Origin of the sequence: Hyphomonas sp. KY3 (assembly GCF_017309975.1) — a bacterium.
In the GTDB taxonomy this organism is placed as follows: Bacteria; Pseudomonadota; Alphaproteobacteria; order Caulobacterales; family Hyphomonadaceae; genus Hyphomonas.
The window spans coordinates 1,480,306-1,503,553 of the sequence record NZ_CP022271.1 but is presented as its reverse complement, the minus strand read 5'-3'; the positions used below and the strand labels follow the sequence as shown (position 1 = coordinate 1,503,553).

Here is a 23,248-nt window from a genome sequence, read left to right as displayed (position 1 = left end):
CCCGTGTCCATCCACCCTATTCCCCCGTCCCGGCGCGCATCGGGGGCCTCTGTTGAAAGCCGCGCCTGACAATCAAAAAGGAAGAAAACGATGAAAACCCTCGTCAGAAAGACAGCAGTCACAGGCGCAATCCTCGGACTGGCCCTGATTGGTCCGGCGCTCGCCCAGGAGGCCGGCATGAAAATGGACAGTATGAAAGACATGGACATGTCCGGCATGAGCTGCTGCGGCGACATGGCGCCCGGCTTTGGTGTCATTAACAGCGTCGATCTGGATGCCCGAACCGTCAATATTTCACACGATCCGATCAAGAAGATCGGCTGGGGTGAAATGACAATGGACTTCGAGGTCGGCGGAATGGTTGCGCTCGACAAATTCGAGAATGGCGACAACGTCCATTTCATGCTCAAGCAGGACGACAGCGACAATTATGATATCGCCATGATGATGCCGATCGGCGGCGATCCGGATGCTTTCAAGCAATCCATGATGTCGATGATGAAAGGCGACGGCATGATGGACTGCAACATGGGCGGACACGGATCCATGTCCGGCATGTCAGGCAAGGATCATGACGACACCGATCACTAGCCGGTCCTCTGTTTCAAGCAGAAAAATCTTAAATCAGGTTCCGGCCGCGTTCCGCGGCCGGAATGCCTGCGTCTCCCGATTAGTTCACCAGGAAATCCAATGACTCAAAAAATTCTGATTGCTGCCTTCTTGTTAGGTTCCATTACCCTGACAGCCTGCAGCGATCGCGAAAGCACATCGCCTTCAGCCTCCGGCCCTGCGGACCCGATCAGTCCTGAACCGCTTGAACAGGCGGATCAATCCACGCCCGGCGATACCGGACGGGCCACGGGCACGATCACATCCCTTGATCGCGACGAGGGCCGGGTCACCATCGACCATGGCCCTTTCGAAGGCATCGCCATGGGCGCGATGACCATGAGTTTCGATTTAATGGGCGACGCTGAGCTGACCGACCTCTCCGAAGGTGATGAGGTAATCTTCAAGGTCAAGCGGAGCCGGGACGGTTCTCACCGCATCATGGAAATTTGCAGCATTCCCGCGAATGGCCCCGGCTGCCCTCGCCAAGAAGCGGTTTATCCGGAGAACCCGCCGGGTCAGTAAGGCGGGATACTCCGGCCCCGTCCGCGCTAAGGGAAAGACGCTAAAGACCCGTTTCGCCATAGCGTCAAACTGGCATGCGCGGACCAAAAAGAATAACCGCAGCCCCGATCAGACAGGTTACAACCCCTATCAGATCCCAGCGGTCGGGACGAATCCCCTCAATGGTCCATAGCCAGATGAGCGAGGAAGTTATGTAAACCCCACCATAGGCGGCATAGGCGCGCCCGGCTGCAGACGCTTCCACCAGTGTCAGCAGCCAAGCGAATACAACAAGGGATATCATCCCCGGAACCAGCCAGAAAGCGGACTTTCCAAGCCGCAGCCAGGCCCAGAATGCAAAACAACCGGCGATTTCGGCGGCTGCCGCGCCAGCATAGATCAACAACGTCGCGCGAATATCCATGGCTGGGACGTTACCTGATCTGGCTGGACTGGCGAGGCCCCGTTGCGGTTAAAATTGGTTTCAGCCTGCGCAGCATGAAAGCTTCGCCACGTCCTTGTCGAACGTCTGTGCCGCCAATTTTAACCCTTCAACAGTTGTCAGGTATGGAAAAATTGTCTCGCCAAGCGCCTTGCTCGTCATGCCGAACTTCAACGCCATAGCCATCGTCTGAATCGCATCAGACCCTTCGGGCGCCGCGATCTGTCCGCCCAGGAGGCGGTCGGTCTTCGCATCCGCGACCAGCTTGATGACGCCGCGGGTATCGCGGGCGGCGGCGGCGCGTGCCACGTGGTCCAGCGTCAGCACGCTGGTCTTGACGTCATGACCGGCTGCCTTCGCCTGCACCTCGGAAAGGCCGACGCCGGCGACCTGCGGATCGGTGAACACGACCCAGGGCATGGCCACATTGTCATAGCGCAAATCCTGAAGCCCGAGCGCATTGTTGGCCGCCACCTTGGCCCCATAAGCGGCCATGTAGACGAACTGGTCGCGATCGGTGACATCACCCGCTGCCCAGACGCCAGGCCGCGTTGTGGCCATGTCGGCTCCGACCTTGATCGATCCACGCGCATCGGTCTCGATGCCGAACTCGCGCAAGCCGAGGTCTTCGGAATTGGCCACCCGGCCTGTGGTGGCCACAAGCCGCTGCGCGGAGAGGGTCACGGGCTTTCCACCCCGTTCGATTGTCAGCGTGACGCCGCCGTCACTCCGTCTCACCGATCGGTAGGACAGGCCGGTCTCGACCGCGACACCCTCAGCCTTCAACGCGTCGGTCAACGCCTTGGCCACTTCCGGTTCCACGCCGGGCAGAAGGCGCGAACGCGTGACCAGTGTAACCTTGACGCCCAGCCGCGACGCCATCTGCGCCAGTTCACAGCCAATATAGCCGCCGCCCAGGACCAGGATGCTTTCGGGCTGATCGGGCAGGCTGAGAAGGTCCCAGGAATCGAGCGCCTCCACGGTCTCGATCCCGTCAATTTCCGGCAAGAAAGGGCGCGAGCCGGTGGCGATCAGAACCTTCGGTGCAGCGATGATCCGCCCGCCGACCTCAATCCCGCCTTCGATCAGGCGTGCGGCACCTTCCTCGATATAGGTGACATTCTCATAGGAAGGCAGCAGGTCGATGTATTTTTTCTGGCGCATCTCGTCGACCAGATCGGCCGTGCCCTTGACGACCGCCGACCAGTCCACGCTCTGCGCACAGGGCTCAATGCCCGGAAACCGTGCCGCCGCTGTACCAGCATGCACCGCTTCACCGGCCCATATCATCGCCTTGGACGGCACGCAGCCGACATTGACGCAGGTGCCGCCGATGGTGCCATGCCCAACCATGGCCACGCGCCTGCCGGCCTCGGCCGCGCTAATCGAAGCCGAAAACCCGGCCGAGCCAGCACCTATGACGATGAGGTCATAGCTGTCGTCGCCGTTTTTATTGACGGAGCAGCAATCGCCTGTCTTTACGGTTTGATTCATTATTTCTTCCTTGGCTTGTGACCAGGCATGGCGACGCGGCCTCGATCAAGTATTCAAAATCACACCATCGACCCGATGTCGGAGGCGTGGCCGGGATCAGGTTGGGGCCGCTGTCGCCGCATTCGCCTGCGGCGAAGACCGCGGGATCGCTCGTACGCATCGATGTGTTCACCTGGATGCCCCGCCGAGTGCACTCGGCGCAGGCAGCTTCGAGGTTCAGCCTGTCCATTTTTGGTACCCGGCCGGGGCTGAGGCACATGCTCATTGATGCAAAACAAGAAGGTGTCGCAATGACGGTACCGGCCAGACCCGTTATCACCAGTTTTCGGTCAGTCCATTTTGACATCAAAGTGAAAGCCTTGTGTGAAAATCTGACGATGTATGCGAACATCGACTTGCAGGTGCCTCATCAGGATATTCCAGATGCTGCGTGTTCAACCGTCCGTAACGCTTGCCGGGTATCCTACATCGGTTGAAGCCGCAGCGATCAGCACAGGCGTTGTCGCCGCCGTATCGTAAACCACCTCTGCGGTCCTGGCCGCATAATCGATATCGACAGATTTAACGCCCTCGACACGCATCATCGCTTTCCTGACAGCAATCGGACATGTCGCGCAGGTCATGTTTCCGATCGTAAAACGGGCTGTCGCCTGTTCGACCTCCACCGAGGCATCCGGAGCATTCTGCGCGCCGGCGACTGCGAGCCCCCCCGCGAGTGCCAGACCTGCCAGTCCGGCGATCATCCATGTGCGTTTCATACTTGTCTCCCTGGCTAGTAAAATAACGGTGCCCATACATCGATGGTCAAGGCCGCCAGCACGACAAGCGCGCCGCTCCACAGGGCGACCTGCTTGACGACTGACGACTGCGGACGGGCGCAATAGCTACCATCCTCGCAGACACTGGTTTTTCGAAAATAGACATCCCAGAACCCAGCCGCGAGAAATCCGATCGCGACCAGAAGAAAAAGGGGCTTGTAGGGTTCCAGCGCCGTCAACTGGCCAATCCACGCTCCGGAAACACCGAGACTGATCAGCACAAGCGGCACGATGCAGCAGGATGATGCAAGGAATGCCCCCAGCATGCCACCGGCAACAAGCCACCTTGAACGACGCTCATTTGCTGGGCTGTTTTCCGTATCTGCCATGACCAGCTGTTCCCATTGCATTATTGATCATGATCACGTTACGCTCTGTAGTTGGTACAGACACAAGTGGGTATTTCATCATGGCCATCACATCGCCGCGAGCAGCACTCAAACGGGCTGAACTGGCCGGGCGGCTCGGCTGCAATCTTGAAACGATCCGTTATTATGAAAAGATCGAATTGCTGCCCGAACCAGCCCGCACGGCAAGTGGCCACCGGCTGTATTCGAATGAAGATCAGGTACGACTGCGTTTCATATTGCGAGCCCGCAGCCTCGGCTTCTCCGTGGAAGATGTACGCTCGCTACTTGGCATCAATGATGGCAGGCCGAGCTGCGCGGAGGTCAGGGCGCTGGCAGAAGCACATCGGGGCGATATCCGTAAACGCATCGCCGATCTGAAGCAGATGGATCGACGGCTCGGCGAGATCATGGCTGGTTGCACCGGCGCTGAAACACCCGATTGCGCACTCACCGACAAACTGTTCGAAGATAGCTGACAAAAGGGGCTCCTGAATCTGCCAGAGATGCAAATGGTGGACATCCACGACACCATCACCGCTCCGCATCGCCTCAATGACGGCACCGTTGTCAATTTCCGGCGGACTGCTTAGCCACAACATGTGGATCGGCCCGCCGATTTCGCGGAACGACAGGCAGAGAATGTTACCGCGATACCGATCGTCACGAACGGATCGAACAGTATTCAGTCATAGATGAGGATGAGCGCGTCGCCCGCAACCACGGCTACAGATGCGAGTGCGTCGGACAGATTGTGAAGGAGGAGCGCCCGGATATTCACGCTCCCATTCTGCACCGAATAGATCAGGAGGGCTGTAAGCTCGGCAATGACCAGCGCAACACCGCCACGAATAACGATCGTCCAGCCACCAACGGCGGGCGGATCAGTGATTCGTATGACACTCTTATTGACCAGATAGCAATGGAGACCCGACGATCATCGCTCGCGGGATCAAGATCGTCATGATCATGTGCGTGGCTCAGGATCGGCCTCCTCTTCCAGCACCTTGCGCTTGCAATCGAGATACGCGCGTCGCCGCGAGTGCACCGCGTTTTTGACACGGCTCTTTGGTGGTATCAGGCCGCATTCCTCCTGCACCTTGGCCGCCTGCTCACTCGAAAGGGCCCCCATCACGTTGTCGAGACTCTCGCAGCCGGCCAGGGCTGCGAGAGAAACGGACATGACCGCGAAGCGAAGTTCACGATGGATGAACATGCTCGGCCTCCAACAAGGAATGGTGCGCGTCGGGCTTTGGTGCGAACCAGCGGTGAAGGGCGGGTAGCACCAGCAAAGTTAGCACGGTCGAGGAGACCAGCCCGCCCATGACCACCGTGGCCAGTGGCCGCTGCACTTCAGCACCGACACCACTTGCGAAGAGCAGCGGCGCAAGGCCGAGCGCCGTCGTAAGGGCGGTCATCAGCACAGGACGTGCCCGCAAGCCTGCCGCCTCGACGGCAAGTTCATCGCGACCACGGCCCTCCCTGGCAAAATCATCCATGAAACTGACCAGCACCATGCCATTGCCGAGCGCGATACCGAACAGGGCAATAAAGCCGACCGTCGCAGGCACCGAGATCGGCAGGCCTGCAATCCAGAGCGCCATCGCCCCGCCGGTCAGCGCCAGCGGAATGTTGAGCAGGATCAGGATGGCCGATTTCATGCGCCCGAACGTCAATAGCAGGATCAGGAATACGATACCGAGCGTGATCGGGATCACGACCGCGAACCGCGCATTCGCTTCCTGCTGGAGTTCGAACTGTCCGCCCCATTCGACGCGATAACCAGCCGGCAGGTCGAGCTGGCTGGCGACCGATTGCTGCGCATCAGCGACATAGCTGCCAATATCGCGTCCTCTCACATTGAGCTGAACGGTGATGAATCGCTCACCATTCTCGCGCGTGATCTGACGTGGACCGACAATCTCCCTGATGTTTGCCACGCTTTCGAGTGGAACCCGTGCGCCGCTGGACGATTCCAGAATAATCCGTCCGATGGCCGCGGGCGTGTTGCGGTCCTCTTCGGCATAGCGCACGATGACGGGAAACTGGCGCACTCCCTCGAAAACGGCACCAGCCTCTGCCCCGCCGACGCCGGAACGCAAGGCATCGAGCGCCTCCTCCACGCTCAGTCCATACCGGCCGAGCGCAGGACGGTTGAGCGAGACCACAAGCTGCGGCGCGCCGGTGATCTGATCGGCCTGGACGTCGGTCGCCCCTGGAACCTCCTGAAGAATGGACTGCAAGTCCTGCGAGCCTTCCAGCAGGACCGCCGTATCCGGACCGAAGATCTTGACCGCCAGTTGCGCCTTTGTGCCGGTCAGGAGTTCATCCACCGACATGGCGATTGGCTGGCCAACATTGACCCTGACGCCTGGAAAGCCTCCGAGATTCTCCGAGATCGACGCCCGGAGTTCATCCGGGCTGATGCCATTGCGCCATTCGCTTCGGGGTTTGAGCGCCACGAAGGCCTCGATACTGTTGACCGGGTCGGCATGCGCGCCGACTTCCCCACGACCGATCCGGCTGACAATGGAACTGATCTCGGGGAAGGCTTCAAGCAGTCTTGCCTCGATGCGGGTCGACGTTTCCTTTGCTTCGGTTAGCGAGATGGACGGCGCCATCGTCACACGCAACAGGACATCGCCTTCCTCCAGCGCAGGCGTGAACTCCGAGCCAAGGCGTGTCGCTGAGAGGCCCCCAACCAGAAGCAGGACGCCTGCTAGCCCGACCGCCGCGAGACGTCGCCGGACGAAGAAGGCCGCAAGCGGCTTGATCAGCGAAACAAGCCGGCTGTCGCTCTCCTGGCTATTGCTCTTGGGCGGACGCATGAGGCCGAGCGCCATCGCCGGAGCGATGAGCGCGGCATAGATCAGCGACCCTGTCATGGCGAGCGCGGCAGAAGCGGCGAGCGGCCGAAACGTCTTGCCTTCAGTGCCCTGTAGCGAAAAGAGCGGCAGGAAGACGATGATCACCACGGCGACGGCAGCAATTAGCGGCGCGATCACTTCGGCGCTCGCTCGCGCGACCGTCGTGCGGCTATCTTCACCCTCGCGTCGTTCGCGCAAGCCGCGATCCACGTTCTCGGCGATGACGATGGCGCCGTCGACCATCATCCCGATGGCGATCGCTACCCCGCCCAGCGTCATCAGATTGGCCCCGATGCCGAGGGCCTTCATCGCGATGAAGGCAAAGCCGACCGAGAAGGGAATAGCCATGACGACAACAAGGCTTGGCCGCCAGCCGCCGAGGAACAGGAAGACGATGACGGCGACCAGGAGCGCGCCCTGCCAGAGCGCGGTCGTCACGGTCGCAGCCGCCTTTTTCACCAGCGTGCCCTGATCATAATACGGGACGGCTTTGACGCCATCCGGAAGCGACAGGTTGATCTCTTCGAAGCGCGCCTGAGCGTTCTCGATCACCTCAGACGTGTTGGTGCCATAAAGTTTCAGGACGAGACCGGCCACGGTCTCCCCTTCGCCATTGGCGGTCGCAAGACCTTGCCGAACGCCGCCGCCTATCGCGACTTCACCGAGGTCGCTGACGCGGACCGTTCGTCCATCCACCGTCTTGACCGGCGTTTCACGCAGATCATCGAGAGATCGAGCGAGCCCGACCCCGCGCACCGTGTACTGTTCGGCGCCAATTTCGATGAATTGCGCGCCGGCCGTCCGATTGGCGCTCTCCAGGGCGGCAATCACCTCGCCGACGCTGAGGTCATAGGATGTCAGCTGATCGGGATCGAGGCGGACCTGGTACTGCTTCTCGAAACCCCCTAGTGACAGAACCTCCGTCACCCCTTCAACCGACTGAAGCGGATACTTGATCATCCAGTCGGCAATCTCGCGCAGCTCAACCAGCGACCGCTCGCCGGTCTCATCGACGAGCCGGTAGTACATGATGATACCAAGGCCGGTCGAAATCGGCCCCATCTTGGGTGTGCCGAAGCCGTCGGGAATGGCGTCGGCGGCCTCGCCGAGGCGCTCGCCGACGACCTGGCGGGCGAAATAGACGTCCGTGCCATCCTCGAAATAGATATTGATGACGGACAGGCCAAAATTGGATGTCGAGCGGATCTCGTCGACCTTGGGGAGGCCGGACATGGCCGTCTCGATCGGATAGGTGACATAGCGTTCGACCTCTTCGGGCGACAGGCCTTCAGTTTCGGTGAAGACTTGGACCAGAGAAGGTGAGGGATCGGGAAAAGCGTCGACAGGCAGGCTGCGAAAGGCAAACAGCCCCCCGATCGACAGGGCGAGTGCGGCAATGGCGGCAAGCAGCCGGCCACCCGCAAGGCGGTGCATCAAATTGATCATTTTGCGGGTCTCCTAGTGTGCGTGGCCGTCGCCGAAAGCGTCTTTTTCAAGCTGCGCTTTCAGGGTGAAGGCGCCCTCGGCAACGAATGCTTCGTCGGCCTCGAGCCCGGAAATGATCTCGGTATAGCTGCCTGCACTCTCTCCTGTCCGGACCTCGCGCGGTTCGAACCCGTCATCCGTCGGGACGAAGACCGACATCCTGTCTTCAACACTGACAATCGCATCGGAGGGAACGCGCACGACGGGGCGCCCCTCTCCCGTGTCGATCCGCGCCGTTACGAACTGACCGGGCTTCAGCCTGTGTTCGGCATTGTCGACAATGACCCGCGCGGTCGCGGTGCGGGATGCCTCATTGATGACAGGCAGGACATTTGAAATTGTCCCTTCGGCCAGGACGCGGCCATCTTCCTGCTGGAAGGTCACGGTCTGGCCTTCGCTGACCTTGCCGAGATCTTCCTTGTAGACGGCGATGTCGGCCCAGACGACGCTATCATCGATGATGACAAAGATGGGCGCGCCGCCAGCCGATACGGTTTCTCCAAGAGAAACGCTCCGCTGAATCACCTCTCCGGCAAGGGGAGCCGTCACATAGGCTTGTGCAAGCGACCCATCCGCAGCCTCATTAAGCTTGTCCAGTGTGCCATGACCAATGCCGATCGCATGAAGCCTGTTTTCAGCAGCTTCCCGGCCGGCATTGGCTGCGGCGAATGCCGCACGCGCCGACTGCAGATCGGCCTCGGCGGTGATTTTCTGCTCCCAGAGGTTTTCCTCACGCTCAAGCTCGGCTTGCGCGAGGCGCTCGGCGCTCAGGGCATTCAGATAATCGGCCTTTAGGCCGGCGAGTTCACGACTGGTCAGCCGGGCAAGCGTGGCGCCGGCTTTCACGATATCGCCTTCGCCTGCATAAAGTTGGGCAACGGTGCCCTCGACCTGTGGCGAGACCCTTGCGACACGGTCCGCATCGAAACGGATCTCGGCCGGCAGTTCCAGCTGGCCCGAAACCGCTCCGGTCTGGGCTCGCCCGGTCCGGATACCGGCAGCTTCCGCCTCCTCGGCGGTCAGCTCGACATGATCGCCGCCTTCACCTTCGTGTTCGGTATGACCGCCTCCTTCTTCATGTCCCTCATGATCGTCGCCATCGGCCTCATCATGGCTTTCATGCTCCTCATCACTACCGTCTTCGTGGTCGTCATGGCCATCTTCGGCTTGTGGGGGCGTCCGGTTTGCACCAGACGAATCGGAGGCGTCATTGCCGCAAGCACTAAGATATAAAAGCGCTGGCGAAAGCAGCGCCGCATAGAATAAATTCAGTTTCATTGGATCTCTCCTTCGAACGGCGCGGCGCCAATCAGTGCACGCAACCGCAGCGTGTATGTCTGGAGCGCCAGCCGGGCATCGATTACGGCGGCGCGGGTTTCAATCAGACTGCGCCGCGCATCGAGCGTGGCTGTGAGGTCGAACTTGCCGACCCGGTAGCCCTCTGCCGCAGCTGTATAGGCTTCTTCTGCGAGCGGCAGCGCTTCGCCCTCGAGACGCTGCAAGCGAGACTTCGCAGCCCGCACCTGCGCGGCGAGGCTCGCTTGCTCGGCCCGCAACCTTGCCTCAACAGTCTGTGCTGATAGCTCGGCACTCTGGGTACGTAATCCCGCCGCCCGCGTTGCGTCCTGATTGCGGTCAAAGACCGGCAAAGGAACACTGACACCCGCCAGAAACGCGCTATCGCCCGTGTCCTCAAATCTTCGGACACCAGCCGATACGGTTATATCAGGCCATGCGCCGGCGCGGGCCCGGTCCGTCGCCGCGCTACGAGCCGTCGCTCCGGCCTTAGCCGCCGCAAGTGACGGATGAACGCCAGAATCTGGTTGAGCCGACCCACCCGCCGGATCTGTTACGATTTCCGCAGTGCCAGACAAGACAAAGTCGATCTCTGGACTACCCCAAACGGACGCAAGCGCTAGCCCTTTGGCTTCGACCTGGCCCCGCGCACCATCCGCAACCGCCTGAAGCGCTGCTGCTTCAGCCCGCGCGCGCAGCAACTCAGGCGGAGCCGACGCTCCAGCGTCCACGCGGCGCTGGACGACGCCAGAGAACTCGGATGCGAGATCGGCTGACGCCTGAGCGACCTCGGCCATGTCGTAAGCGGCACGAAGTTCCAGATAGAGTTCCCCTGCGAGTTTCTGAGCTTCCAGGCTTCGTACAGAACATTCGGCACTCGCCAATGCGGCTTCAGCTCTGGCGGCCCGCTCGGAAAGTCTTCGTTTATCGCCAAGCTGTAAGGTCTGCGCCACTACCAGGGTCGTCTCGTAGGCATTGAAGCCTTCAAGCGATCCGCTGCCGGCAAAGTTCTCGGTTTCGACAGACAGAGATGGATTAAGCCAACGGCTCGCCTGATCGGCGTCGGCCGATGAAGCTTTCGCCTCGAGAGCCGCCGTCAGAACTTCAGGCGAAGCATTGGCGGCGCGAGCAATAGCCGCGTCGAGCGTCAGTGGTCGGGATTGATCATAGTCAGTCGCGCTGACATAGACAGAACTACACCCTTGCGCATAGGCCGTACCGGCCATGACCGGCAGGGCGAGCGCGGTGATCGCGCTGCATATAAGAATTTTCATTTTTGCTGGTTTCCTCGTCCAGATTCAACGACAGCGAGGCCGTAGCCACGCAAAATAATCCTGTGTCGTTGGTCTAGGCACGAGGAGGACGGTAAAGACCGTCTGGGCGGAGGTTCTCGAGAAAAGAACCGCCAGGCAACAAATGTCTGGTCTGTACGGCAGACTTCGGAGCGCCGCTTAGATCGCCGCCGCCTATCAGATGGAAATGACAGCTTCCGCACTGATGCGCGGTATGGTCATGACCTTCATGCGATGGCTCCTTATCAGAGACATCTTGGGCCAGCTCACTCGCAGAACATTCCTCTGCGGCCTGATCGCCCGGATGCATGATATCCGCCGCAGCCGTCATCGGCGCAATAACAAAAGCTATCGCCATCACCATGACGAGCAACCTTCGTAAACACGTTATGACTTGGAACGGAAACATGATTGCTGGGCTAGCTACTTTCTATTGCGATCGGGTAAACAGGCTCACTCTCTTTTTAACACCTCCAGTCACTGGAGGGTCAAGCGCCTTTTGACGGAAGCCCTGCAAGCACCTCGGCGCCATCATGCTGTTCGTGCAAGCAATTCTCGTGCTGGCCAAGGGCAGCGAGCACAGAGCAGGATCCGATCTTGCCGCCTTCGCAAGCGCGGATCATGCGTTTGAGCTCGGCCTCGAGCGCCTCCAATTGGGTCAGCCTGCGGCGAACCTCGTCAAGCTGGCGACGTGCAATCTGGTCAACCAGGACGCACTCCCTGCCTGGCTCTACCTGCAGCGAAATCAGTTCCCTTACCGCTGAGACGGGAAACCCCAGATCCCTTGCATGACGAATAAAACGGAGACGCTCTACAGAGTCCCCTGCGTACAACCGCTGTCCGCTTGCGCTGCGTTGCGGCTCGTCGAGCAGACCAATGGATTCATAATAGCGGATTGTCGTGACTTTTACGGCCGTCGCCCCTGACAGTTTTCCGATCGTCATCAAGGCCATGATAGCGCCCCTTGCCCCTCTAGTTACTGTAGACTGCAGGAAATAACCCTGACGGCTGAAAACACAAGCGCAGGAGGCAACATGAGTGGTGATACGACAATCCAGATACTCGGCATTGCCACAGGTGGCGCAGTTGCTGTGATTCCTATTTGGTCTGCAGCCTTCCCCGCGCAGAGAATTTGGCTCCCGCAGCGTTATTCGCGTTTCGTGGCACCAATCATCTGGAAGGGTACGATCACGAATTTCGGAGCGGCGCTGTCGATTGGGGCTTCAGGTAGGGCAACCGCTCCCGTACCCTGCTGGGCGATATTCGGCCTCGGGTTTGCCCCTCTCATCATCGCGAATATGGTGGTTTGGCGCGCAGATTTCCGGTTCGGTTTCGACAAGACACCAAGAGCCAAGGGCACACTTGCCACCACAGGGCCCTACCGCTACTCCAGCTATCCTCAATACGCTTGCAATACCAAGCTTTCTAACGGAGACGCTTCGATAAAATTCTTACGGTGCATCTCCCCTCACAGACAACGGTTGGTAAAATCATAGGATGGGTAGCGAAGACTTGAAAATCGAGACGTCAGACGAGCGCCGAACTCTTCAAATTGTACTATGGCTAAACATACTCATAGCCATTGGCTTTTTTGTCACAGGCTGGTTCGGCGACTCCAATGCCCTCCTGGCGAACGGGCTGGATAATTCCTCGGACGCGATTGTGTATGGCTTGAGCCTGCTTGCACTTACACGTTCGCAGATCTGGAAACGCAACGCCGCTCGACTGTCAGGTGGAATGCTTCTTGTATTTGCCGTCGGCGTCGCCGGCGACGCAATCCGTCGATACTTTGAAGGATCTGAACCCCTCGGTCTCATCATGCTGGCAATGGCCGCGATTGCAGGTGTTGTAAATCTGATCTGTCTCTGGCTTTTGAAAAAAATAGAAAAGAAGGATGTAAACCTGCGAGCCGCTACAACATTTAGTTTCAATGACTTCATCTCGAATGGGGGGATCATTCTCGCGGGCGTAATCGTACTGTGGACTGGGTCCAACTGGCCAGATCTGCTTGTCGGATTGGGAGTCGCGGCGATTGCGGTATATGGTGGAATCGATATTCTGCGCGATGCGCATGCTGATAAGCATCAGTCAGGATGATGCCCCAAACCCGGAATGAAACAAGTGCGTAAAATTCTCAAAATGGTGCGCGCGCAGCGTCACTGGGCCTCGCATGATGGGTTCCCAAGCGTTACCGTAACAAATATTTACTCGATCAACTTTCTATTCCGGCATTGAATTTGCTTTCCCTGTTGAGTTGAATCTCTCTTGGGAAACGAGGACAAATGTCCCGGCTGGCAGATCATATAAGTGCTTATGACTACACATGGTTGTTGTCAGACAGCAGATGGGCCTGGGAGTTCCTGCGCCGAAACCGCCGGTTTCTTGAGGACTCGTCGCTTCCTTCCGCGAGTGAGCTTAGTTTCGCTCCCGCCTGCCATCAGATCACCCTCGTGCGCCCTAGAGCCCCTCAGGCGCTTGCTGAGCGATGGGGGCTCGCCTTCTTCCCGGATCCAGAGGATAGCGGCCTTGAAGCCGACGCGTTCTGGTCGGGAGGTCTCTATCCGAGGCGGGTTCACATGCAAGTTTCTCCGAGTGGTCCTAATGAATCCTGTGAATTCTATGATCGCACTGTTGGCATCTGCAGGATAACGCACTTCACCGACCTCGCCGGCCGCGAACAATTTCTTCTCAAGGGAAATGGCTGCGTCATTCAGGTATTCTGCACGGGCATGTCACTTCTGGCCCGCGAACCTGTCAAGCTCAGCTTCATCATCGACAGTCTCGACGAATTCCAGGCCAAGCTGAAAACGCTCCAGCGCGCCCAGCGTGTCTATGACCCGCAAGCAGAGGCGGATATCCCGGAATGGACTCGCCATTCCTTGGCCCTTCGCAATGCACTGGTCGCACTCGATTGTCATGATGCCAAACTCTCATATTTTGAGACGGCGGGGTTCATATATGGCGAAGAACGGGCCCGCGAAGCCTGGGACAGCCCAAGCCGAGCGATGAAAGACGAGATGAGACGTGCCCTTGCCCGCGGCCGGGACCTGCGGGACGGCGGTTATGCAACGCTTCTCGGACCCGTCGAAAACGCGCTTCTTTTAGCCTGAAGTAGAATTTTGGCACCTCTTTTGCAGCACCCGCTTGTGAAGGAGGCACCTGATGAGTCCCGCCGACACACCCTCGGTCCGTATTGATCTGGATGACTACGCCTATACTTGCCGACTCTCCAGAAGTCGCTGGGCTTGGGAATTTCTTCGGCGAAATAGCGAATTCAGGCAAGCCGCCCTGCGGGCTGGCGACTCACAGATATCTGAAAAGCCAGCCTGTCATGGCATCCGGCTGCTCCGGCCGCTATGCGACCAGATCGACGCTGAGAAATTCGGCTTGGTTTTCTTTCCCGACATAGACGCGAATGGCTATGAGGCCGACGTCTTCTGGATCCCTGCCCTCTATGCTCGCGCCCTGACCATGCAGGTCGTACCGCGTCATCCGAGCGAGCGCGACGATATTTTCGATCAGACGATCAATGTGTGTGAAGTCACTCACCTCACAGATCGCGTCGGCCGGGAATACCTGATGATCCGTGGGCACGGCCACAGCATCCAGGTCGCTTGTTCTGGTCTGTCACTACTCAGCGTCGAACCCGTCCGCATGAAACTGATCATCGATAATGTGTCGAGCATGGACGAAACACTTAAAGTCATCGGCAAGGCTCAGCGTATTCTTGGCAAGGACGATTCGAGTTTCAACGACACCTGGACACGCTCATCGCTTGCGTTTCGCAATGCGCTCATTGCGCTCGATGCGTATGAGACCGGTCTAACTTATTTTGAAACCGCTGCCATCATCTATGGCGAGGATCGCGCCACCGAAGCCTGGCAGAGCCCCAGCCGGGCCATGAAAGACGAAATGCGCCGCGCCCTCGTGCGAGGACGTGAACTCCGGGATGGCGGATACAGGGACCTCCTGACTGCACAGACCTGAGCAGATCCAATTTGGCATCAGACCTTGATCCGGCGATCACCCCTCGCTGACGCGAGGGGGCTGTTTCGCGGGCGGCACGCCGCCAGCGGCCCGGCTCGTCTCCGGACCTCTGGCCTGCCCTTCCGGGCAGCCCAGCGGCATGCGGGTGTCTCGCCGGTGATCGCGCCAGCCTGCGCTTCCCACTGCAATGCAGAGGGGTCACAGGCTGCGTGGCCTTTGAAAGCGGACCTATGACGTTTTCGATGATCGTCTGACGGTGAAAGCTGAAGCGCATTGCAGCCTGGTCCGCATCGGTCTTCCTGGCGTCCATGACAATCTCCCTCTCAGACGGAGGTGGGCGAACGACCGGTCTGCCCGGACCCGCCGCTTGCGCAAGGCGCCGGGACTGAAGGTGTCTGGAAGCGGTCGCAGCGTCCTACCTTTCCGCCTTGCCCAACCGGCTAATGGGTCCGGCCTGCCGGCCTTCTCGCCGCCCACCCCCGCCTGATGCGGGAGGGACATTTGGGCGGGGAGACGAGACTGACGCCATGACCACACCGCAACCTTCAGCCCCCCTTGCGGCAGACGCTGCACCCACACCTGAAACCCGCCCCCGTATCTATGTGGCCTGTCTTGCCGCCTACAATAATGGCTGCCTGCACGGGCGCTGGATCGAGGCGACGACGCCAGATGAGGTCATGTCCGAGGTTCGCGCCATGCTGGCGGACTCGCCGCTGCCCGATGCCGAAGAATGGGCAATCCATGACTATGAAGGCTTCGAAGGCGCGCACCTGTCGGAATATGCGAGCTTCGAGACGGTCTGCAATCTGGCCGACTTCATTGCCGAACATGGCAGGCTCGGCGCGCTGGTCCATCGCCATTTTGGCGACGACCTTGAGCAGGCCGAAGCGTCCTTCGACGATTATGCAGGCACCTATGCGAGCCGGGCAGACTTCGCCGAGGACCTGCACCGCGACACCGGCACCGAAATTTCCGCAGCCCTCGAATACTATATCGACTGGTCGGCGCTCGCCCGCGACATGGAGCTGGGTGGCGACATCATGGTGTTCGAGACAGGGTTCGAAGACGTTCACGTCTTCTGGACGCGATGAGCGCCATGGCGAGATTTCAGGCAAGACCGCGCGAAGATGGCCTTGGCCCCTATCGCTGGGCGCATGTCGTGAAGACCCCGCAAGGGTTCGCGCAGGGCACGATCTATCACCAGTCCGGTGACGAGTTCGACGAGGCAGAGGCGCGCGAGCTGCGCGCACTCTGCGACCGGATGGGATTCGAGCTTCGGAGGGCGTCATGAGCTTTACCGAGCACTTCGATGCCTACGCCTGCGAAGGCGATGCGATCAGTTGCGAGGCAAAGGGCTTCATTGTCACGGCCCGGATTGTTGCCGATGACTGCCTCGATGCGCCGGACCAGCGGCAGGATGGGTTCTGGCCGTCGCTCTACAAGGATGCGCCCGGCTTCATCGGGCCGGGCAACAGCTTCCGCCAGCGCTTCGCCGAGGCGCAGGCCAAGGCGGAAGCCGTCATGGAAGCATGGCGCAAGAGCGAGTGGTTCTATTGCGGGATCGTGCTTTCGGTCGAGCGCGACGGCATTGAACTGGGCCGTCATGCCGCCAGCCTCTGGGGCGTCGAATGCAACTATCCCGGCACGGATAACAGCTATCTCACCACGGTTGCGAACGAGCTGCTGCCGGAGGCGCTGGACGCAGGGCGTGCCGCAGCCTCGCGGCTTGCGGCGACCGTGACAGGCTGGGCCGCGACATGAGCGCGGCCCGCACCCTCACTGAATTGCTCGGCCCACGGCCCCGTATGACGCTTGTCGTTGCCGAGGCCCAGGTCGCCGAAATCTGGGTCGAGGGCCGCGCGCCGCTGATCACGATCCGCGATTATGACTGGGGCGAGACCGACCCCCAACCAAGCCGGGACGCGGACGGCTTTCCCTTCACCAAGATCAACTGGAGAGGCCCCGCGTGGGCGCTGGGTCTCTCGCTTTACCCGCCAGAAAAGGAGACCTCCATGGCACAGCCCGACCTCAAACACATCCCGCTCGACGAGCTTCGGATTTCCAAACTCAATATGCGGCATGGGCGCAAGAAGCCGGACGTATCCGACATTCTGCCGTCCATCCGGGAGAGCGGATTGCGTCAGACTTTGCTCGTTCGCCGCGAAGGCAAATATTATGGCGTCATCGCCGGACGCCGCCGTTTTTTTGCGCTCAAAGAAATCGCGAAGGAGACAGGCGAGGTGCCGTTCGTTCCATGCGCGATCATGACTGAAAAGGATGCGGCCTCCGCGATTGCGGCATCTGTCATCGAAAATGTCGGACGCCTTCCTGCGACAGAAATGGAGCAATATGAGGCGTTCAAGCGCCTCAACGATGAAGGCAAGGCGCTGGAGGATATCGCCAGCTTCTTCGGAGTGACTGAGCTTCTGGTGCGCCGTGTGCTCGCGCTTGCTTCGCTCGACGAACCGATACGGAAACTCTACGCCGAAGACGAACTGGACCGCGAAACGATCCGCGCGCTTACGCTTGCGACGCCAGAACAGCAGGCCGAATGGTTCCGCCTCTTCCAGAGCGAAACCGAACGCGCCCCGATGGGGCGGTCGTGCAAGGCTTGGATCACGGGCGGAACGACGATCACGACCGACAAGGCCTTGTTCGATCTTGATGCCTATGAGGGACAGGTCACTGCCGACCTCTTTGGCGAGCATGGCGTCTTTGCGGATGCGGATCAGTTCTGGAAGGCACAATACGCCGCGATTGCCGAGCGGGTCGAGGCCCACAGGGCCGACGGCTGGACTGATGTTATCTGCCTTGAGCGCGGGGCCTACTTCCACCGATGGGAGTATGTCCAGTGCGCCAAGGAAGACGGCGGCAAGGTCTTCATCGAAATCCGCCATGACGGGACGGTCCAGTTCCACGAGGGACAAGTAACCTCGGCCGAGGCCCGCAAGCGGCAACAGGGTTCGAAGGGTGAAGGCGATGCCGTTCCGGCAGCCGTTCGGCCAGAAATGTCCGGCCCGCTCGCGGAATACATCCTGCTTCATCGCCACGCGGCTGCTCAGGCGAGTTTGGCCACATCCCCCGCGATTGCCCTCCGCTTGATGGTGGCGCATGCCATGGCGGGGAGCGCGCTTTGGGATGTCCGGCCTTTCGAACTTCGCGCCCGCAAGGATGAGACGCAGGCGAGTGTGGAAAGCGGGGTATCTGTAGCTGCACTGGCCGAAGCGACGGCGCAGACCGACGCCCTGTTCAAGGCGCTCAACGTCAGTCCAGCGCTTCGCCGGAACGGCGATGACTACCGCTTGTGCGAGCTTTTCTCCGCGCTGCTCGCCATGTCGGACGGGGAAGTGTTGCAGGTGCTTGCGACGGTGATGGCCCGCACACTCGAGGCCGGAAATGGCATCGTGGAAGCCGTCCTGCATGTCTGCGGCACCGACCTTTCGGCGGCTTGGAAACCAGACGAGGCCTTCTTCGATCTCACCAAGGACAAGCGCGCCATCAATGCGATGATTGGCGATATTGCGACCCTGTCGCTCGCGGAATCGTGCCGCGCCGAGACGGGCAAGGCGCAGAAGCACGTGCTCGCAAACCGGATCAAAGGCGAGGGCTGCGAGGCCAATCCTGACTGGCGACCGGGCTGGATGCAGGTGCCACCGACCCGCCTTGTCGACGGGGCCGGATCACCGCCCGCCGATGCGTGGACACGGATTGCGAGCCTGTTCGAAGCGGGAGCGGAAAACGCGTCCGATGAGACGCCTGAGCATCAGGACGCTGCCTGAATAATCGTCTCCTGCTCAGCCAGCGTGAGGGACCGTCCGGTGGGTATCGCCGGGCGGCCTTTCGCTTTCTGGGGCTGGGGATTGTGGCTCCAAAACCTGGGCGACCCATGAAATGCCTTCACAAAAATCGCGCGTCTTGAGGTCTCGATGGACAATCGAGATGCGCATGAAGAGGGGCCTGAATTCTTCCCGCAAAGCATTTCACGGACCCCTTGCTCCCGTCTTTGCCTTGAAGACCTGGACGTGGACTGAGCGGCCATGAAACCACCCGAGGCAAAGAAATTTCCCCGCCGCTGCGCGGCTCCTCGCCCGGCAAATTTCATCGCCTCAGGCGGTGCTCCGCATACGCTTCGCCCCTATCGGGTTCTGGCCGCTCAGCCCCCGTCCGGGCGGTCCGGCGTCGACGGGGACAAGGGGTTCCCGGAGACTTAGCCAAGGAAAGAAAAGGAGACCCCCATGGCAAACGCACTCGGATATGTCAGCGAGACCAAGTCCGGCTTTGAAGGCACCCTCGCAATGATGAACCTCTCTGCCGCAATCCGCATCGAGAAGAATGCGGAAAAGACCGAAGAAGGACATCCGGACTACCGCATCTATGCCGGTGAAACCTCGACCGAAATCGGCGGCGGCTGGATGCGCAAGTCGAAGGCATCGGGACGCGATTATGTCTCGCTGACGCTGGCAGACCCGCAGATCGGACCGCGCCGGATCTTCGCGAACCTTGCCCCGGTCAAGGGCAAGAAAGGCCGGCACGTCATCCTCTGGAACGCGCGCGACTAGGGTAGATCACAGCCTTGCCAAGCCGCTCCGGAGACATCTCCGGAGCGGTCTTCTTTCATGCCGAAAGGGTCTGAAACGAAGGTGCTGATACGCCTATCAGCGCTGCATTCTAACGTGAGGTTTCTTTGGGAATTCAAGGGTGTCGCGAGCGTGTGGTGCAAGTTCGACACTCTTAATCTGAGGATGAGTTGGCAATCTGTCAGGGCTTCGAGTTGCGTAGAGGAAAGGAGAAGCAACGCTATGACAGAGACAAATAGAAGTGGAGAGGAGCTTCGACCCAAATCAAACCTCCCAACCCCGACCGAATGGATGAACACGGATGAAACCGCTGACCATCTCGGCCTCAAACCGAAGACCCTGGTCAATATGCGTTCGCTGGGAACAGGCCCGGTTTATCACAAGATCGGCGCCAAGGTCTGGTATCGCGGCAAGGACATCATCGCTTACACTAATGGACGTAGGTTCATGGGGACAGGCCTTCGCGATGAGTCGTAGAACCGCGTTGTTAGGCATGGGATGCGGGCTAGGCCTCATGGTCTCCGCCAGCATTATCAACCGGTCCGACTTCATCTGGAACCGGACGGAAAGCGTGCCCAAGGGTCTTTACTTTGTTGACCGGTCGGCGCGAATTTCGACAGGCGATCTGGTAGCGTTTGCGCCCTCAGATGAGGTTCGACATTGGCTGAACGATGAGGGAATTGTTGGCGCCGACTGGCCCTTGTTGAAGCATGTTGCGGGCCTGTCCGGTGACGAGATTTGCAGATGCGATACGCAGGTCTCCATCAACGGGATCACATCTGTTGATGCGCTCAAAGTAACCGAGTCCGGCAGCGCCCTTCCCGCCTGGCAGGGCTGTCAGACCCTCAAAGCCGGCGAAGTTTTCCTGCTCAACTCTCATCCCCTGTCAGTCGATGGACGATACTTCGGCGTTCAGGACGGCGCGCGCATCATTGGCGTCGCCAGGTCCATATGGACTTATGGCGACCGGTCGGCTGAGGATCAGGCGACCGTCAAAGCGATAGATAGCGGGACGGGAATGGATTCTGTGTCCCGGAGGGCAAGATTAAGGGAGTGTCACCCAGCGACACTTAACTCATTGTCTGCACATCCTTTTCTATGTGACCCGGCGCCGGACAGCGGGTGCACGGATCTGCAATCCGCTGCGCGCTTGGAACCGTGAGTGACGATTTCGACTTCGTTCCGCGCCTCGGAAAGATCAGGTCGCAGGGCAAGGCAAAGACCCAGCTGAAGCGGCTGAAACGCGTCGTCGCGAAGGGGCGGCTTGGCAGCCGTGGCCGCAAATCCCTGGCACCGGGCGCTGTGCGTCATGCAGGGCGTGGAAAAGTACAGGCCGCCCTTGCCCGGCACTGGTCGAACCAGCGGGCTCGGCGCGTCATCGTGAAGGTGCATGTTGCGCGGGCAGGTCCAAGCGGCGCGGCGGGCTTCTCAAAGCATATTGCTTACATCCGCCGGGAAGGTGCCGGGCGCGATCGCGAGCGCGGAAATCTCTATGACCGGAGTGTCGATGAAGCGGATGCAAAATCGTTCAATGAACGGGCCGACAAGGACAAGCGGCAGTTCCGGCTGATCGTCTCGCCGGAAGATGCCGAACAGATGAAAGATCTGACGCAGTTCACGCGGGAGTTCATGAGCCAGGTCGAGAAGGATCTCGGCCGCCGGCTCGACTGGGTAGCCGCCAATCATCACGATACGGCGCAGCCGCATGTCCATATCGTGATCCGCGGCGGAAACACGCGGAATGGTGAACTGCTGATCGACCGCAAGTACATCACGCAGGGATTTCGGGCGCGGGCACAGGAGCTGGTGACGCGCGAGCTAGGCCAGCGACGGCTCAGAGAAATGGCGGCGGCGAGATCGAACGAGGCCGAGCGCGAGGCGCTGACGGCGGTTGATCATGACATAGCGCGGTCGTTGGTCGATGGACGTTACACGCCAGAGAGTGAACGCGGCGGTTTGTTGAGGTTCGATGGTGCGGTCGTGAAACGCCGCTTGCGGTTCCTGGAAACGCTAGATCTCGCCTCACGGCAGGAAGGCGGCCGTTGGACGTTGAAAGAGGGCTGGCAGGTTACACTGAGAGCACTCGGCAGGCGTGGTGACATAATTCGAACGCTGGCCAACCTTGAAGGCCGGAAGATCGATACATCGCGTCTGCATGCCCTGCCCCGTGAATTCAACTCCACTGGCGAAATCCTGGGTCGGCTCGCCGCCAATTTGCCTGGTGATGAATTGCGGAACGGGACGACAGCACTGATTGAGGGCCTAGATGGTCGGGTCTGGTCCATCGAGATGACAGAGCAGGAAGCGGTTCAGTTGCCAAAGCCTGGCGGGATTGTTTCGGTGGGGCGAAAGGCAGTGGAGCCGAAGCCTGCGGACCGGACGATTGCAGCGATCGCTGAGCGAAATGGCGGGGTGTACTCGGAGGAGCTGCATAAGGCGGCTGATCCATCGAGTTCGCCGGCGTTTCGGCTGGCGCACAAGCGTCGGCTGGAGGCTCTGAGGCGGCTCGGCGTTGTTGAGCGGAATGCTGATGGAAGTTGGTATGTCCCAAGTAACTTCGAGGAACGCGTCCTAAACGCCGAAGCCAGAAGGCAGAGCCTCGCAATCAGTGTTCGGTCCTGGCTACCGATTGAAGCGCTCGCTGAACGACATGCTGAAACGTGGCTGGATCGGATGGACACCGAGGTGCTGGATGGCGCTACAGGCCCGTTTGCGGACGAAATGCGAAAGTCGCTCAATGTTCGAAAGGCTTGGTTGCGAAGCGAGGGCCGTATGCTGGATCCAAATGGTCAGCTGACCGCGGACGAGGCTGAGCGTCTCAAGAGAGCTGAATTTGAGAAAGCGTTGAAAGCCGAAAGCGCACGCACAGACTTACCCTTTGCACATCAGGAAAACTGGGTTGAATTTTCCGGGACCTATTCGCGGCACGTCGAGATGGCTCAAGGCCAATTTGCTGTGATTACTGGTCGAGATCGCTACACGCTTGTTCCAGTATCCGCTACGAATTTAGTCTGGCTTGGCCGCGAAGTTACGCTCAGCCGTTCGCGTAGCTCAATCCAGTGGACGTTGGGTCGGTCCAGAATTGGTGTTTCCTGAGGATCCCGATTGTACTGGCGCTGGTGGACAAACTAGTGCTTTCTGGTTGAGTTTACTCACAGGGGGCGAGACTGCAGATGCTGGATAGTGCCCAAAAGGACATGCTTTCAACAATCGCTAATGTTTGCGCAATCCTGACCTTTCTCGGAGCGCTTTTGGCTTGGTTGAATTACAAGCTGGAACGATGGTCGAAAACTTCAAAGCTCAAAGCCTATTTGAAACGCGTACGTCAAGAAGATCTAAAACTTAATAAGAGTGGACAGCGGACGGCGCTACATCTCATCCGCCATGTGGGTCTTACAGAGGATGAAATCCTGAGGGCTAGCTTCGACAGCAAGAAAATTCATCGCGTTGTTAGCGTCGACCCAGAGACAAGTAAGGCAAACCAACTCCTATTCTATTTTGAGAAATAGTAATCCGGTCTCTGGCGATCT

General features: G+C 59.5%; 26 protein-coding genes and 1 pseudogene. 15 read left to right on the top strand and 12 right to left on the bottom strand.

What is annotated here, in order from left to right; genetic code table 11:
- Window positions 1-90: 90 nt before the first annotated feature.
- Together CFA77_RS07525 and CFA77_RS07520 are read left to right on the top strand one after the other, a co-directional pair.
- Window positions 91-591, top strand: coding sequence for a copper-binding protein (locus CFA77_RS07525; protein ID WP_206992931.1), 501 nt, complete (start codon window positions 91-93; stop codon window positions 589-591).
- A 99-nt stretch (window positions 592-690) separates the two neighbouring features.
- On the top strand, window positions 691-1,134 hold the full coding sequence (locus CFA77_RS07520; RefSeq protein WP_206992930.1) for a copper-binding protein: 444 nt from the start codon (window positions 691-693) through the stop codon (window positions 1,132-1,134).
- Between the two features lie 64 nt (window positions 1,135-1,198).
- On the opposite strand, the gene CFA77_RS07515 is transcribed toward CFA77_RS07520, so the two are convergent.
- The 5 genes from CFA77_RS07515 to CFA77_RS07495 form a co-directional block, all read right to left on the bottom strand.
- Window positions 1,199-1,537, bottom strand: coding sequence for a YnfA family protein (locus tag CFA77_RS07515; RefSeq protein WP_206992929.1), 339 nt, complete (start codon window positions 1,535-1,537; stop codon window positions 1,199-1,201).
- Between the two features lie 60 nt (window positions 1,538-1,597).
- Window positions 1,598-3,049: a mercury(II) reductase gene (merA, locus tag CFA77_RS07510; protein ID WP_206992928.1), complete on the bottom strand. Its 1,452-nt coding sequence runs from the start codon at window positions 3,047-3,049 to the stop codon at window positions 1,598-1,600.
- Window positions 3,006-3,308, bottom strand: coding sequence for an FAD-dependent oxidoreductase (locus CFA77_RS17115; RefSeq protein WP_256434990.1), 303 nt, complete (start codon window positions 3,306-3,308; stop codon window positions 3,006-3,008). Before CFA77_RS17115 ends, merA begins: the two co-directional genes overlap by 44 nt.
- A 175-nt stretch (window positions 3,309-3,483) precedes the next feature.
- Window positions 3,484-3,807 (bottom strand): heavy-metal-associated domain-containing protein, encoded by a 324-nt coding sequence (locus CFA77_RS07500; RefSeq protein ID WP_013301497.1) that lies wholly within the window; start codon window positions 3,805-3,807, stop codon window positions 3,484-3,486.
- A gap of 14 nt (window positions 3,808-3,821) precedes the next feature.
- The gene (locus CFA77_RS07495) at window positions 3,822-4,196 is read right to left on the bottom strand and encodes a mercuric transporter MerT family protein (RefSeq protein WP_041535673.1); all 375 of its coding nucleotides are present in this window, start codon (window positions 4,194-4,196) and stop codon (window positions 3,822-3,824) included.
- An 80-nt stretch (window positions 4,197-4,276) separates the two neighbouring features.
- Between CFA77_RS07495 and CFA77_RS07490 the strand changes: the two genes are divergently transcribed.
- Window positions 4,277-4,693 (top strand): helix-turn-helix domain-containing protein, encoded by a 417-nt coding sequence (locus tag CFA77_RS07490; RefSeq protein ID WP_034798637.1) that lies wholly within the window; start codon window positions 4,277-4,279, stop codon window positions 4,691-4,693.
- 9 nt (window positions 4,694-4,702) lie between these two features.
- Here CFA77_RS07490 and CFA77_RS17280 read toward each other — a convergent pair.
- The 7 genes and pseudogenes from CFA77_RS17280 to CFA77_RS07455 all read right to left on the bottom strand — a co-directional run.
- Window positions 4,703-5,109 (bottom strand): annotated as a pseudogene (locus CFA77_RS17280) (cation transporter); the annotation flags it as partial.
- A 72-nt stretch (window positions 5,110-5,181) separates the two neighbouring features.
- A complete protein-coding gene (locus tag CFA77_RS07480) occupies window positions 5,182-5,430 on the bottom strand; it encodes a hypothetical protein (protein WP_206992926.1) in 249 nt (82 codons plus the stop codon).
- Entirely contained in the window at window positions 5,414-8,527 is a 3,114-nt protein-coding gene (locus CFA77_RS07475) for an efflux RND transporter permease subunit (protein WP_206992925.1), read from the bottom strand. Before CFA77_RS07475 ends, CFA77_RS07480 begins: the two co-directional genes overlap by 17 nt.
- A 12-nt stretch (window positions 8,528-8,539) precedes the next feature.
- Window positions 8,540-9,844 (bottom strand): efflux RND transporter periplasmic adaptor subunit, encoded by a 1,305-nt coding sequence (locus tag CFA77_RS07470; RefSeq protein WP_018149441.1) that lies wholly within the window; start codon window positions 9,842-9,844, stop codon window positions 8,540-8,542.
- Entirely contained in the window at window positions 9,841-11,136 is a 1,296-nt protein-coding gene (locus CFA77_RS07465) for a TolC family protein (protein ID WP_018149442.1), read from the bottom strand. Before CFA77_RS07465 ends, CFA77_RS07470 begins: the two co-directional genes overlap by 4 nt.
- A gap of 506 nt (window positions 11,137-11,642) precedes the next feature.
- On the bottom strand, window positions 11,643-12,107 hold the full coding sequence (locus tag CFA77_RS07460; RefSeq protein ID WP_084333203.1) for a helix-turn-helix domain-containing protein: 465 nt from the start codon (window positions 12,105-12,107) through the stop codon (window positions 11,643-11,645).
- 194 nt (window positions 12,108-12,301) lie between these two features.
- A complete protein-coding gene (locus CFA77_RS07455; RefSeq protein WP_206992924.1) occupies window positions 12,302-12,508 on the bottom strand; it encodes a hypothetical protein in 207 nt (68 codons plus the stop codon).
- Between the two features lie 143 nt (window positions 12,509-12,651).
- On the opposite strand from CFA77_RS07455, the gene CFA77_RS07450 reads away from it, so the two are divergent.
- From CFA77_RS07450 to CFA77_RS07395, 12 genes are all read left to right on the top strand, one after another.
- Window positions 12,652-13,251, top strand: coding sequence for a cation transporter (locus CFA77_RS07450; protein ID WP_013301506.1), 600 nt, complete (start codon window positions 12,652-12,654; stop codon window positions 13,249-13,251).
- Between the two features lie 185 nt (window positions 13,252-13,436).
- A complete protein-coding gene (locus CFA77_RS07445; protein ID WP_084419950.1) occupies window positions 13,437-14,264 on the top strand; it encodes a DNA -binding domain-containing protein in 828 nt (275 codons plus the stop codon).
- Between the two features lie 52 nt (window positions 14,265-14,316).
- Complete coding sequence (locus CFA77_RS07440) at window positions 14,317-15,141, top strand: DNA -binding domain-containing protein (RefSeq protein ID WP_013301508.1); 825 nt, start codon at window positions 14,317-14,319, stop codon at window positions 15,139-15,141.
- Window positions 15,142-15,668: 527 nt separating this feature from the next.
- Window positions 15,669-16,232 (top strand): antirestriction protein ArdA, encoded by a 564-nt coding sequence (locus tag CFA77_RS07435; RefSeq protein WP_206992923.1) that lies wholly within the window; start codon window positions 15,669-15,671, stop codon window positions 16,230-16,232.
- A gap of 5 nt (window positions 16,233-16,237) precedes the next feature.
- A complete protein-coding gene (locus CFA77_RS07430; protein WP_013301510.1) occupies window positions 16,238-16,432 on the top strand; it encodes a hypothetical protein in 195 nt (64 codons plus the stop codon).
- Entirely contained in the window at window positions 16,429-16,902 is a 474-nt protein-coding gene (locus CFA77_RS07425; RefSeq protein ID WP_206992922.1) for a hypothetical protein, read from the top strand. Before CFA77_RS07430 ends, CFA77_RS07425 begins: the two co-directional genes overlap by 4 nt.
- Complete coding sequence (locus CFA77_RS07420; protein ID WP_206992921.1) at window positions 16,899-18,920, top strand: ParB/RepB/Spo0J family partition protein; 2,022 nt, start codon at window positions 16,899-16,901, stop codon at window positions 18,918-18,920. Before CFA77_RS07425 ends, CFA77_RS07420 begins: the two co-directional genes overlap by 4 nt.
- A gap of 456 nt (window positions 18,921-19,376) precedes the next feature.
- Window positions 19,377-19,700 carry a DUF736 domain-containing protein gene (locus tag CFA77_RS07415; protein WP_013301513.1) on the top strand — a complete coding sequence of 108 codons (324 nt, stop codon included), beginning with the start codon at window positions 19,377-19,379 and terminating at the stop codon, window positions 19,698-19,700.
- Window positions 19,701-19,940: 240 nt separating this feature from the next.
- Complete coding sequence (locus tag CFA77_RS07410; protein WP_013301514.1) at window positions 19,941-20,195, top strand: AlpA family transcriptional regulator; 255 nt, start codon at window positions 19,941-19,943, stop codon at window positions 20,193-20,195.
- Window positions 20,185-20,880, top strand: a complete 696-nt coding sequence (locus CFA77_RS07405) for a S26 family signal peptidase (RefSeq protein WP_206992920.1) — start codon at window positions 20,185-20,187, stop codon at window positions 20,878-20,880. The genes CFA77_RS07410 and CFA77_RS07405 overlap by 11 nt, the downstream gene beginning before the upstream one ends.
- Window positions 20,877-22,814 (top strand): DUF3363 domain-containing protein, encoded by a 1,938-nt coding sequence (locus CFA77_RS07400; protein WP_206992919.1) that lies wholly within the window; start codon window positions 20,877-20,879, stop codon window positions 22,812-22,814. The genes CFA77_RS07405 and CFA77_RS07400 overlap by 4 nt, the downstream gene beginning before the upstream one ends.
- A 77-nt stretch (window positions 22,815-22,891) precedes the next feature.
- A complete protein-coding gene (locus CFA77_RS07395; RefSeq protein ID WP_206992918.1) occupies window positions 22,892-23,227 on the top strand; it encodes a hypothetical protein in 336 nt (111 codons plus the stop codon).
- Window positions 23,228-23,248: the final 21 nt, after the last annotated feature.